Source organism: Psychrobacter sp. T6-1 (genome assembly GCF_052258445.1).
On the sequence record NZ_JBQQFC010000050.1, the window covers coordinates 1 to 12,416 of the forward strand.

10 protein-coding genes are annotated in these 12,416 nt (G+C 45.9%); 3 read left to right on the forward strand and 7 right to left on the reverse strand.

Features of this window, described 5'->3' with window-relative positions; translation table 11 throughout:
* From dusB to ACTXGO_RS04900, 3 genes are all read right to left on the reverse strand, one after another.
* Positions 1 to 899: tRNA dihydrouridine synthase DusB (gene dusB / locus ACTXGO_RS04890; protein WP_443573524.1), on the reverse strand; the 899-nt coding region annotated here is incomplete at its 3' end.
* Between the two features lie 95 nt (positions 900 to 994).
* Entirely contained in the window at positions 995 to 3,058 is a 2,064-nt protein-coding gene (locus tag ACTXGO_RS04895; protein ID WP_443541753.1) for a BCCT family transporter, read from the reverse strand.
* A gap of 263 nt (positions 3,059 to 3,321) precedes the next feature.
* The gene (locus ACTXGO_RS04900) at positions 3,322 to 3,750 is read right to left on the reverse strand and encodes an HIT family protein (protein WP_317198994.1); all 429 of its coding nucleotides are present in this window, start codon (positions 3,748 to 3,750) and stop codon (positions 3,322 to 3,324) included.
* A 208-nt stretch (positions 3,751 to 3,958) separates the two neighbouring features.
* Here ACTXGO_RS04900 and ACTXGO_RS04905 point away from each other — a divergent pair, with 208 nt between their 5' ends.
* The 3 genes from ACTXGO_RS04905 to ACTXGO_RS04915 all read left to right on the forward strand — a co-directional run bounded on the left by ACTXGO_RS04905 (position 3,959) and on the right by ACTXGO_RS04915 (position 8,221).
* Positions 3,959 to 4,732, forward strand: coding sequence for a hypothetical protein (locus ACTXGO_RS04905; RefSeq protein ID WP_443541755.1), 774 nt, complete (start codon positions 3,959 to 3,961; stop codon positions 4,730 to 4,732).
* Between the two features lie 106 nt (positions 4,733 to 4,838).
* Entirely contained in the window at positions 4,839 to 6,749 is a 1,911-nt protein-coding gene (gene ilvD / locus ACTXGO_RS04910; protein ID WP_443573526.1) for a dihydroxy-acid dehydratase, read from the forward strand.
* Between the two features lie 227 nt (positions 6,750 to 6,976).
* A complete protein-coding gene (locus ACTXGO_RS04915) occupies positions 6,977 to 8,221 on the forward strand; it encodes a cation:proton antiporter (RefSeq protein WP_435949095.1) in 1,245 nt (414 codons plus the stop codon).
* A gap of 35 nt (positions 8,222 to 8,256) precedes the next feature.
* On the opposite strand, the gene ACTXGO_RS04920 is transcribed toward ACTXGO_RS04915, so the two are convergent.
* The 4 genes from ACTXGO_RS04920 to ACTXGO_RS04935 form a co-directional block, all read right to left on the reverse strand.
* Entirely contained in the window at positions 8,257 to 9,606 is a 1,350-nt protein-coding gene (locus ACTXGO_RS04920) for a serine hydrolase domain-containing protein (RefSeq protein WP_443573528.1), read from the reverse strand.
* 105 nt (positions 9,607 to 9,711) lie between these two features.
* The gene (locus tag ACTXGO_RS04925) at positions 9,712 to 10,263 is read right to left on the reverse strand and encodes a protein tyrosine phosphatase family protein (protein ID WP_443573530.1); all 552 of its coding nucleotides are present in this window, start codon (positions 10,261 to 10,263) and stop codon (positions 9,712 to 9,714) included.
* Positions 10,264 to 10,388: 125 nt separating this feature from the next.
* The gene (locus ACTXGO_RS04930; RefSeq protein WP_443541759.1) at positions 10,389 to 11,297 is read right to left on the reverse strand and encodes a MaoC family dehydratase; all 909 of its coding nucleotides are present in this window, start codon (positions 11,295 to 11,297) and stop codon (positions 10,389 to 10,391) included.
* 246 nt (positions 11,298 to 11,543) lie between these two features.
* Positions 11,544 to 12,416, reverse strand: an 873-nt coding sequence (locus ACTXGO_RS04935; protein ID WP_443573532.1) for a 3-oxoacyl-ACP reductase, incomplete at its 5' end; no start/stop codon positions are given.

Below are 12,416 nucleotides of genomic sequence, written 5' to 3' on the forward strand. Positions count from 1 at the left end.
CAACCAGAGTACTCGCCATAAAACGCATATAGCTCTTGTAAATGCGTGAGTACAATATCTTTAATCTCACTCACACTTGGCGCATCCAGACGCTCATCTGTACGCAGATAGTGCTCGATATCTCGAAATATCCACGGTTGCCCTTGCGCCGCGCGTCCAATCATAACGGCATCACAACCGGTCATCTCGTATACTTGCTGAGCTTTTTCGGCGCTATCGATATCGCCATTGGCAATGACAGGAATGCCAATGCTGTCTTTGACTGCGCGTATCAGCTCATATCTGGCGTTGCCGGTATACATATCCTCGCGCGTACGCCCATGAATGGCAATAGCAGCAATCCCTGCTTGCTCAGCGCGCTTGGCCACCCGTAATATATTCTCGCGACCATTTTCAAACCCCAAACGCGTTTTTAGGGTCACAGGCACGTTGACCGCGTTGACCGCTGTATCGAGCAACCTTGCGACCAACTCCTCGTCTTGCAATAGTGCTGAACCAGCAAGCTTACGGCAGACTTTTTTGGCAGGACAGCCCATATTGATATCAATAATCTGCGCGCCATTATCGACCTGATAACGTGCCGCTTCGGCAAGCTTGTCTGGTTCTGCCCCTGCAATTTGTGCGGATATCGGCGCAATCTCACCATCAAAGTTGGCACGGTACAGAGATTTTTTGCGTGCATACAGAGCAGTATCCGCGATGATCATTTCACTGACCGCGTGACCTGCGCCAAAGGATTTGCACAATCTGCGAAACGGATTGTCCGTCACTCCTGCCATAGGCGCAACCATCAAGCGGTTTTGTATCGTTAAGCCGCCGATATTGAGCGGCTGCAACAACGGATGAGTCGTCGCAGGATGCAGGTGCAAATCAGGAGTATCCAAGGTATCTATAGACATAAAAAACGGCTTACATTTAGTCAAATATATTAATAAAAGCAAGCCGCTATTTTAAGGGTTGAAAGCTATATTGCAAGTGGTGTGTCTATTTATGCTTACTTATCAAACACACTACCTTGTTCAAGAGTAATATGCTCGTCATGTTCCTGCATTCGCCAAGGCAAACTATCAGGCGACTCATGCAAAAAGTGCAGATATTTTTCAAACTGATCGATAATATCATTAATCACAGACTCGCTTTGATACCCATACAAATCATAGGTCTGCCCGCCGCGTCGTAAGTAAACTTGCGCGCGATGATAGTGCTCTTGCGGTATATCGCTAGTAACGCTCTCTTTGCTGGTGACGCCTTCTTGATAGTAGGCAGGTGTATCTTGATGAGTCAGACGCACCTCATACCAGAACTCGACGTTATCGCCGCGTTGTAGCTCCAGCACTGCCCTATTATTGACCTCATCGTAATTTACCTCAGGTTTCCAGCCCGTCTGTCTAAACTTTTCGGCCACCTCAGTCATTGATGACATGACCGTACCCTTAATATAGTCTAAGACATCCTCGCGGCTAGGTTGTTCAGTGATGTAGTCAATGCGGTCACGCCAAGCGTCAAGTTTGAGCAGATGCGGCGGTAGATGGTTTTCATTCGCCAAACTCTCGTTACGATGACCCTCGATGCGTAACGCTTTCCACATACCATACATAGCAATTAAGATAATAATAGTAAACGGCAAAGCACTGACGATAGCTGCTGTTTGCAAAGCCTGCAAACCCCCTGCCAGCAAAAGCACAGAGGCCACAACCCCTAATATCAACACCCAAAACGTACGCTGCCACGCGGGCGTATCACTGCGACCGCCTGCTGCTAACGAGTCAATAACTAGAGAGCCCGAATCAGATGAGGTAATAAAAAAGGTGACAATAAGTACCACTGCTAGAGCGGACACCACTTGCGTAAAGGGCAAGTTCTCAAGTAGCTTAAACAAAGCGATTGCTTGATTGTTCTGTACGTCACTAATTAATGACTCATAGCCTTGTACCATAATCATGTTGAGCGCCGTATCACCAAATACAGCAAACCAAAAGAAGGTAAAGATCGTTGGCACTAGCATCACGCCCGCGATGAACTCACGGATAGTGCGACCACGGCTGATTTTGGCAATAAATATGCCGACGAATGGAGACCACGAAATCGTCCATGCAAAAATAAATAGCGTCCAGCTGGTAATCCAATCACCTTGCTGATAAGCCTGCAAGCTAAAAGTGCGCTCAACGATATTACCCAAATAACTGCCCGTATTTTCCATAAAGGCATTGAGTATAAATACCGAGGGCCCAACAATAAATACAAACAACATCAAGGAAGTCGCCAATATCATATTTAAGATAGACAAGCGTTTAACGCCTTTGTCCATCCCTGCCAATACTGATATCAGTGCCAAACCGGTAATGATCGTGATAGCAATGACTTGCACAGTCGTATTCACAGGAATACTCGGAACCAAATAGTTTAGACCCGTATTAATCTGCGAGACTGAAATACCTAAACTGGTGGCAAGTCCAAACAAAGTACCCAAAATGGCAAACACATCGACCGCATGACCAATAGGGCCGTATATCTTGTCGCCAATAATAGGATAAAGCGTTGAGCGCATAGATAAAGGCAAGCCTTGACGATAAGCAAAATAAGCTAAGGTTAGCGCCACTACTCCATTGATCGCCCAAATGTGAAAGCCCCAGTGAAAATAAGCAATCTGCATGGCTTCTTTGGCGGCAGCAATGGTTTGAGGCTCGGACAGTGGCGGCGTGGCAAAATGCAGTACGGGTTCAGCGACGCCATAAAATAGCAACGCAATACCGTACCCTGCTGAAAACAGCATCGCAAACCATTCTATAAAATTATACTGTGCCTCACCATGATCAGGACCTAATTTAATACCGCCATAAGGAGAAAACGCTAGTACCACGATAAACATCAAAAACAGCGCCGTTGCCAGCATATAAAACCAGCCAAAAGTCTCTGTGGTAAAACTTAGTACTTGCTCAAATGCCCCGCTAGCCAGCTGCGGATTGACCGAAGTGCCAATGACTAGCAATATCATGACAATCGCTGTCGGGATAAATACGGGCATCAAAATAGTAGAGCGCACGCGTTTATTCTGCATAGTTAAACCTCTAAATAGGGCCGGTAGTTAAAACCACCTTGTTATCGATAGTTTGTATAAAAGCATCAAATGTATGGCTGCTTAAAAATTGAGCAGTCATGCTATAAAGGTGACGTTTATACCATAGTCCTCAACTAAATTCCAAAATAACAGTAGATTCAATAGTTTGATTTTGGAGCTTTGACACATTTTTAATCAAAAAAAGAGCAACCCGTAAGTTACTCTTTATCTTATGCTTAGTAGGCTTTGATGTTAGTGCACTGCTAGCTTTCAATCGCTGCTGCAAGCTTTTGTGCCAGCTCAGCTAACTTGTCATTGTCCGCCTGCGCAGCTGCATGAACGCCCAATTCATGAATACTGCCTGGTATCAGATGAATGTGATAATGAAATACCGTTTGGCCCGCTTGCGCGCCGTTTAATTGCATTTGGATAATACCTTCGCGTGCAAACACTTCTCGCTGCGCGCTCATTACCTTTTTAGCACTCATCAGTACCGCTGCCGCGTATTCAGGTTCAAGATCAGCTAAATCAACCGCTTTTTGCTTAGGGATAACCAGCACATGACCCTCTGCTTGCGGCATAATGTCCATAAAGGCTAAAGTTTTATCATCCTCATAGACCTTGTGATGCGGAATATCACCGTTTAGCATTTTGGCAAAAATATTATTATCGTCGTAATTGTTTTGGCTCATTATTTTATCCTTATTTGGGTAAGCTTGCCTTTATATCAGCGTAACTATAGTGAACGATATAGGGGCAAACTACAAGGTGCACCTGTTTTAAAACTATTATTTATCACGTCATCTATTGCCGCCTAAATGGCCTATATAGCTACTATTGATTAGCGAGAAGTAGCGCAAAAATGCTATACTATGAGCCTATTTTGACGACGATAACTCTATGGATTCGACGCAATCATACGATAAAATATCAGTACAGCCAGACTTAGTACAGCCAAATCAGGATGCTGGGGACGCCGCAGTAGCCTATACTCATGAAACCTACGAGCAAATACCACTTGATACCCGTGTCAAACCGACTATAGATCCAAACGCTTACATACTTGCAGACGCCATCACTGATGATTTGATCAAATGGCACATTCACAACTGTAAAATCACCAAAAGACAAGTGACGCAAGATGAACCATTGCCGTTTTTGTATCACTATGATAGCTTAGATGACGCTGTTAAACAGAGCCATCCTTTAACGCCTGACTTGCTTGCTCAATTTAATACGCCTATGAGCGCTCAGGATGCTGCCACACTTATCGGTATCGATGAAGCACTGATATCGACGCCTTGGCACATCAAAGTGGTCGGCTCTGTCGTCGTATTTAGCGAAGCCTTGCAGTTAGCCGTGCGCTTGCAATGGACTAATACAGGCAAAGCCACCGAGCAGCTGTACATGCAAAATAAGGAAGACGCTATCAAAGCGGCCTTTAAAGACTGGCAGTTTTTTGGCCGTGTCGATGTACTTTATAAAAACGGCAAACAAAAACTGGTCAGTATTGATGAGAACGGCACAACTGATGAGTCCGTACTTATCTTTGAGGTCAGTAGCGACTATCAGCAACTGCCAGCGACGCATGCTTTAGCCCTCATTGCCAAACTTGAAGCTGACAAAGACAAGCTGCCTTGGTTTGAGGCGGCTATTTTGGAGCGTATCGAATAACTTAAGACAGCTATTCGCTTATAAACCTATTACTAGCGATTATTAACCCTCAAAGCACTCACTCCTGTGTCAAATTAACACCCTTTTAAAACGTAAGGAATATCCCATGGATTATCGCTCAAAAACCTCTACTGGCGGTCGTAATATGGCAGGCGCACGAGCGTTGTGGCGCGCAACTGGCATGACCAATGGTGATTTTGGCAAACCTATTATCGCAATCTCTAACTCTTTTACGCAGTTTGTACCGGGTCATGTGCACCTAAAAGATTTAGGACAATTGGTCGCCCGTGAGATTGAAAAAGCAGGCGGCGTGGCCAAAGAGTTCAATACTATTGCAGTTGATGATGGTATTGCTATGGGTCACAGCGGTATGCTCTACTCCTTGCCCAGTCGCGATTTGATCGCAGATTCTGTTGAATATATGGTCAATGCTCACTGTGCTGATGCGCTCGTTTGTATCTCTAACTGCGATAAAATTACCCCTGGTATGCTTATGGCAGCTATGCGTTTGAACATCCCAGTCGTCTTCGTTTCAGGTGGCCCTATGGAGGCAGGTAAAGTGATTGCCAGTACTGTCGCTCATAGCCATAACAATGACGGTCAAAGCGATGCACAAGCGACAGATAGTAAAGGTAATGCCATTCGCAAATTGGATCTAGTCGATGCGATGATGGACGCCGCTGACGATACGATCAGCGATGAGGATGTCCTAGCGATCGAGGTGTCTGCCTGTCCTACTTGCGGCTCATGTTCAGGCATGTTTACTGCCAACTCGATGAACTGCTTGACCGAAGCGCTAGGTTTATCTTTACCTGGTAATGGTTCACTACTTGCCACCCATGCCTTGCGCCGTGAGCTATTCTTAGAAGCAGGTCGTACTATTGTCGATCTAGCCAAGCGCCGCTACGAGCAGGATGATGACTCAGTATTACCGCGCTCTATCGCGAGCAAAGCGGCGTTTGAGAATGCCATGAGCCTCGATATCGCTATGGGCGGCTCAACCAATACGATTTTGCATCTATTAGCCGCGGCTAATGAGGCGGAAATTGACTTTAAGATGGCAGATATCGATCGTCTCAGTCGACGCGTACCTTGTCTATCCAAAGTTGCCCCTGCTACGCAAAAATACCACATGGAAGATGTGCATAGAGCGGGCGGCGTTATGGCATTACTCGCTGAACTTGATCGCGCAGGGCTGCTCAAAACAGACATTCCAACGATCCATAGTCCCTCTATGCGCGCGGCTATCGATAAGTGGGATATTATGAATCCTGATAATCTTGAGGCGCGCGCGCGTTATATTGCAGCCCCAGGCGGCGTACGTACGACTGAGGCCTTTTCACAAGCCAAAGAGTGGCCTAATCTCGATGTCAACCGTGAGTCAGGCTGTATTCGTAGCGCCAAGCATGCTTACTCGGCAGATGGCGGCCTTGCGGTACTGTACGGCAATATTGCTGAGCGCGGCTGCGTGGTCAAGACCGCAGGCGTTGATGAGAGCAACCTAGTGTTTACAGGGCGTGCGCGTATATTTGAGTCACAGGATGCGGCTGTTGAGGCAGTACTAGGGGATCAAATTGTCGCAGGAGATGTGGTTATTATTCGCTATGAAGGGCCCAAAGGTGGTCCTGGTATGCAAGAGATGCTCTATCCAACGACGTATCTTAAGTCCAAAGGGTTGGGCAAGCAGTGTGCTCTACTCACCGATGGTCGCTTCTCTGGTGGCACCTCAGGCTTGTCAATCGGTCATGCCAGCCCAGAGGCAGCAGAGGGCGGCGCGATAGGTCTTGTTATCGAGGGCGATACTATACATATTGACATTCCTAATAGAACTATCAATATGGATGTCAGCGATGAAGATTTGGCCGCGCGCCGCGCTGAGATGGAAGCGCGCGAGCGCAATGCATGGAAACCAGTGGATCGCGAGCGTCACGTCTCCCCTGCTCTTCGAGCATACGCAGCGATGACCACTAGCGCCGATACAGGTGCGGTACGTGATGTGAGTCAAGTTGAGCGCTAAGACTCTATAAAGTTAACAGTCAAGAAGTACTGATATAGCCAGCATTCGTGCTGGCTTTTTTGTGAGTAGGATACTCTACCAAAACACAACGTATTTGCGTCTTTGATAACGTTTTTTTGCGAAAACACTGATGGTTTATCGTCATGATAAATGAGGTTTTATTGACAAGCTTTTTACATCTCAAAAACTAAAAATTAAAAACTACAATATCGGTGCGTACAAACCTTATGATTGAGAATTACAATCTGCTGTTATTAATCGGTGGTATGGCCTTTTTATTTGGCTCTTTATTTCCGCTCATATCCAAACGTGTTCCAATCTCTTTACCTATGCTACAGGTGAGCTTTGGTGCCATTATTGGCTACTTTTGGCTTACCTTATCATTTTTGGATCCGTTAGAGAACGGCATCATTATCGAAAAGCTCACTGAGGTCGTTGTACTCGTCTCTTTGGTTGGCGCAGGCATCAAGATCGATACCGAATTGGCTTGGCAGATGTGGCGTCCAACCGTACGTTTGTTATTGATCACTATGCCCATTTGTATCTTTGCGATGGCGATTCTTGGCTATTACACCTTTGGTTTAAGCCTTGGCGCTGCTATTTTGCTGGGTGCGGTATTGGCTCCGACTGATCCTGTGCTGGCCTCTAGCATTCAAGTTGGGCCGCCTAATACAGGCGGTGAAGATACGCCGCGCTTTACTTTGACCTCAGAGGCAGGGCTCAATGATGGTTTGGCATTTCCTTTTGTCTATTTGGCTATAAAGATAGCAGAGGCCTATAGTGAAGGTAAGCGCTTTAGCCTTGAGATGCTGGGTTCATGGTTTTTGCAAGATGTGTTATGGCAGATCGGCGTCGGTGTGCTTGTCGGTGTCATCGTCGGTAAACTGATGGCAAAAGCGGTATTCTCCAGGCACTCTCGTGAGACCATTATCTCGCAAGGCTACGTTGTTATCGCGTTGACATTATTGTCCTATGGGATCGCAGAGTACGTACATAGCTATGGTTTTATCGCAGTATTTGTCGCCGCATTTTCGTTTCGACGTTCAGAACATGAGCACAGCTATCACGAAGAACTACACGATTTTGCCGAGCAGTCTGAGGGTTTGCTCATGTCACTTGTGCTGGTGACTTTTGGTATGCTTATCGGTCAAGGATTGCAGTCTAATTTTGAGCTCACTTGGCAAGTCTATATCGTAAGCTTTGTCTTTTTGCTCATAATAAGACCGCTTGGCGGCATTATCGCTTTGTCTGGACTCGATATGCATCGCACCGAAAAATATGCTATATCAGCATTGGGTATCCGCGGTATCGGTACGCTATATTACCTCTCCTATGCGCTCAATCAAGGCTATTTTGCCGATGAGGACGCCATCAAACTATGGGTAGTCTGTAGTATTGTGATACTCATCTCTATCTTTGTCCATGGTTTAAGCGCACCTAAATTATTAAAGATGACGCCTGATATCAACTAGGTGGGGTGATAGGTTTAAGCGTCATCTGCTAAGCGCTAGTTTTTATTTATCAAAGACAAAACCGCTTCTGTCAGCGCAAACTGACGAATATCATTAAGCATCGTGGTATCAAAATTATGGACAAAAGCAAACGATAATTGCTGCGCTGGATCACACCAAGCGACAGAACCGTTATAACCCATATGACCAAACCCAATATCCGTCTCATTGCAGACGCTAAATAGACGGTGATACCCAAGACGCCAATTCATTGCTGCCGGCATAACCGCGTCCATACTGTTTGACTGTGCTGCCGCTAGCTGCGTAAATGTCTGCTTATCGATGATGGTTTTGCCTTGCCAAACGCCGCCGTTTGCTAACATGGCATAAATAGTTGCTAGTGCCTTCGCTGATGCCACACCATTGGCGGCGGGTATAACGGCCTTTAGTACCTCATCGGTATGATAATTTATCGGCTGCCGATTGGACGGTACGAGCGCAGCTCTGTAGTTATTGGCATTGATAGCGCTATGATCAAAGTACAAGCGGTTGATTTGAGCGGTGTTTAGTTCTGTTTGCGCGTTTGACGATTCAACTTGCTTATCCAAGGCGCGCTGTTGCCAACAGTGATAGCTTGGCAGGCTTTGATACATCTCAAGGGTTTTAGGTGAGTCTACTCTCAATACCGGTTTGTGACGCTTAGCACCTGTTTGTGAAGAGGGTTGCAGGCTGTCTTGCTCTGATGGCTCAAAGTCTTTAACGAGCTTAGCCACTGTATTGACCTTGGCCTCAGGCACGCCAAAATAACAGCTATCTGCTATCCCTAGCGGCTCTGTTAAATAGTGACGCAGGGCTTGTGCTAGAGTCATATCAGTGACCGCTTCTATTAATCCACCAAGCACCCAACCAAAGATTAGGGCGCTATAGGCGCTCTCATACTCATCGCCAGTTTTGCTGTTGGCATCAGGTTTAGTCATTGGCATAGCCGCAACTTTTGCCAGCATCGCTTGCCAGTCGATCAATGTCTCGCTATCGGTCTCAATAGAGGAGATCGCAAATAGATTGGCCTGATGAGATAGAACCTGCCTTAAAGTGATATCTGCTTTACCGTTAGCGGCAAAATCTGACCAATAGCTGGCAATCGCGGCATCATAGTCGAGTAAACCCTGTGACACCAAAACATGAATAAGGGTTGAGAGTACCCCTTTACCTGTCGAAAAATTCAAGGATAAGGTATCAGCCTGCCAAGGTATATCCTTTTGCGCCATACCGACACTCGCCTGCATAATACATTCGCCTGCTTGATAGACAACTAGTGCCCCGCCCGCTGGCGCGTCATCCAATTGCAAATCATTAAATATCTGCGCGATACGCAGCTCAAAGTCGGTATCAGTATGCTTGGTCATAATACTTCCGTTTATAGTGACTTAAATAATTGATTTTTATTACTTATAAAAAAAGGCCACCCAAAGGTCGCCTATTTTGTGTTGGGTGTTTGGACTGTACACTGATTATCGCGGAACGAGCAAGCGATTACGCACTTCTTCTTCTAAACCAGTCAGTCCATGCCTTTGTCCACGTGCCATAGCAGTATCCATCTTGCGACCGCGTAGCCATCCTGCTCGCAGGGCTATCGCCGCACCAACACGATTGCCAGAGCCGCAATGCATCGCAATTTTTTTGCCATGGTGCTGTCGCAAAATATTATCAAACGCTAAGATGTTAAGCTGCTTGAGATCATTGGCCCCACTAATAGGTAGCTGCTCATAGCTCATGCCTGCTTGCTGGACCGCATTAGCTTCATCAAAGACGAGCTCGTCATCAGGTTGCAGATTGATAACCAGTTCAACACCCGCTTTTACCAGTGCAGCTATCTTGTCATCATCTAACGCGCCGCAAACAATAGTCTGCGCGTCCGGGCGAAAATAGGGCTGCAAAGCTTGATTGAGGGCAATACCGTTATCAGTATCAATGTATTGAACATTGGCGTCATTACTTTTAGCGTCATTATTCTTAGCGTCGTTGCTAGATGTCACATCCAAGTTTTGAGTAGATTCAGTCATAATCGTTCTATTCATAGTCAATAAAAAATACGCTTGTCATAAAGCGATAGTGATAGCTTTTGCTAAGCGCCTATCAGCTAGTAATAAGCGCTTAGCTAAGAGTAAGCCATTAGCATAACGAATAACTAGGCGTCCGCGTCTACAAGCTCAATATGACCTGTCAGGTGCGGCTTATCGTTTTTGGCACTATAGAGACCAAATACGCACTTGTCTGCTGCGTCGTTAAGCTTAGCCACAGGTTCTGAGATCAGCTCTACTTCTGATGGCAAAAATATTGGTAATTTAAAGGACACCTCAACCTTACAAGCATCAGGCAAGTCAGCGATAAGCGCCAAGCTCTTAGCCTTTGACCACATACCGTGAGCGATCGCTTTTGGAAAGCCAAACGCGCGCGCGGACAAGGGATGCAAATGAATGAGATTAAAATCTCCTGAAATAAAGGCGTAACGGCGACCGATATCCTCTGGTACCTCAAAGACACTGTGCACGCCCTCTTCATCGATCATCGGCTTGACAGTGACAGGACGCGGCGCACTCTTTTTGCTTTTGCTGCTAGACGTTTTGCCGCGAGATAGATACGTCGATGTGCCCTCCCAAGCGACATCATCCCCTGATTTGACAGTCGTCACAAAGTCAAACTGCTGACCTTGATTGTGTTCACGTAGATTGGCGAACGCCACAGACATAGTCACCGTTTCGCGCTCACCAATAGGACGGTGCTGAGTGACACTATTATCTACATGGACAAGTCCTAGCATCGCAAAAGGAAAGGACTCTTTGACCATCATATTCATCTGTAGCGCTTGTGATAGCACTGCAAAATAGGTAATCGGAATCTTGCCATTGTCCGCAAAACCGCAAATCTTGCGATAATCGTCTAGATTGCTTTGATCGATATGCAAGTTCTCGACATGATAAGTGGCGTTTGGCAATGAGTCTTTGCTGGCCTTTTCACCAGTAGGCAGCAAGCTTTTGATGATATTGGCGTAAGTAGTATGCGCTTTTGGCAACGCATCATAATATTTGTCTGACATAAGTCAATCCTAATAAGGCAAGGTTTAAATATAATAAGTTTAAATATAATAAGTAAAGCAAGAGCAAATTTGGTAGATTAGGCTGTGTTTTTATCATAAAAAAGCCACCCTAGGGCAGCTTAATTTATATTTAATAGTAATAATTTGTGATTTTGTAAGAATATAATAAAGGTTATCAATAACTTATATTATTATTTCTCAAAATAACTTTTCATACAACCCGTAAATTATACAACAAGCAAACGCTTATGCACCGAGCAGACTTTGACCACAAACCCGTACAGTATTGCCATTAAGACCACCAGAGGCAGGTGATGCAAACCAAGCGATAGTTTCGGCTACATCAACTGGCAAGCCGCCTTGGCTCATAGAGTTCATGCGGCGACCTGCTTCACGAATAGCAAATGGAATCGCTTCTGTCATTTGCGTCTCAATAAATCCTGGCGCAACAGCATTGATCGTCATGCCTTTATCATTGTTATCCAACTGCTTAGCTGTTGAATTGACAAGGCCGATAACGCCCGCTTTTGAGGTCGCATAGTTAGTTTGACCCATGTTGCCTGCGATACCTGAGATTGACGAGACACAAACGATACGCGCATCCTCATTGAGTACCTCGTTATCAAGCAAGTAGCGATTGATTCGAGCAATACTACCTAAGTTGATATTGATAACCATATCCCACTTTTGCTCATCCATCTTGGCAAGTGTCTTATCACGAGTGACGCCAGCATTGTGGATGACAGCATCAAGTCCGCCACGTTTTTGCGCCGCTGTCGCAATCTCTTTGCCTGCGTCTTCGCTTGTGATATCGACCGTCAAGACTGAACCACTGATTTCGCTGGCGACTTTTTGCAAGTCCGCTTGCTGCTGCGGAACATCGAGGCAGATAACATGGGCGCCTTCACGGGCTAGAACGCGAGCGATTGCCTCACCGATACCACGGCTTGCCCCTGTCACTAGCATGGTTTTGCCGCCCAAAGGCTGCGTCCAATCGATATCAACTGTATTGCCTTCGCTTACACGTACGACTTGTCCTGAAACATAAGCTGAGCGCGCTGAGGTAAAAAAGCGCACCGTTGAATCTAGGTTGTCCTCAGCGCCTTCATTGACATAGAT

Bases quoted from the DNA above. Each gene is read 5' to 3' on its own strand.
- ACTXGO_RS04925 (WP_443573530.1), bottom strand. From the start codon at position 10,263: ATGACTGAATCTACTCAAAACTTGGATGTGACATCTAGCAACGACGCT.
- ACTXGO_RS04920 (WP_443573528.1), bottom strand. From the start codon at position 9,606: ATGACCAAGCATACTGATACCGACTTTGAGCTGCGTATCGCGCAGATA.
- ilvD (WP_443573526.1), top strand. From the start codon at position 4,839: ATGGATTATCGCTCAAAAACCTCTACTGGCGGTCGTAATATGGCAGGC.
- ACTXGO_RS04930 (WP_443541759.1), bottom strand. From the start codon at position 11,297: ATGTCAGACAAATATTATGATGCGTTGCCAAAAGCGCATACTACTTAC.
- ACTXGO_RS04900 (WP_317198994.1), bottom strand. From the start codon at position 3,750: ATGAGCCAAAACAATTACGACGATAATAATATTTTTGCCAAAATGCTA.
- ACTXGO_RS04915 (WP_435949095.1), top strand. From the start codon at position 6,977: ATGATTGAGAATTACAATCTGCTGTTATTAATCGGTGGTATGGCCTTT.
- ACTXGO_RS04895 (WP_443541753.1), bottom strand. From the start codon at position 3,058: ATGCAGAATAAACGCGTGCGCTCTACTATTTTGATGCCCGTATTTATC.
- ACTXGO_RS04905 (WP_443541755.1), top strand. From the start codon at position 3,959: ATGGATTCGACGCAATCATACGATAAAATATCAGTACAGCCAGACTTA.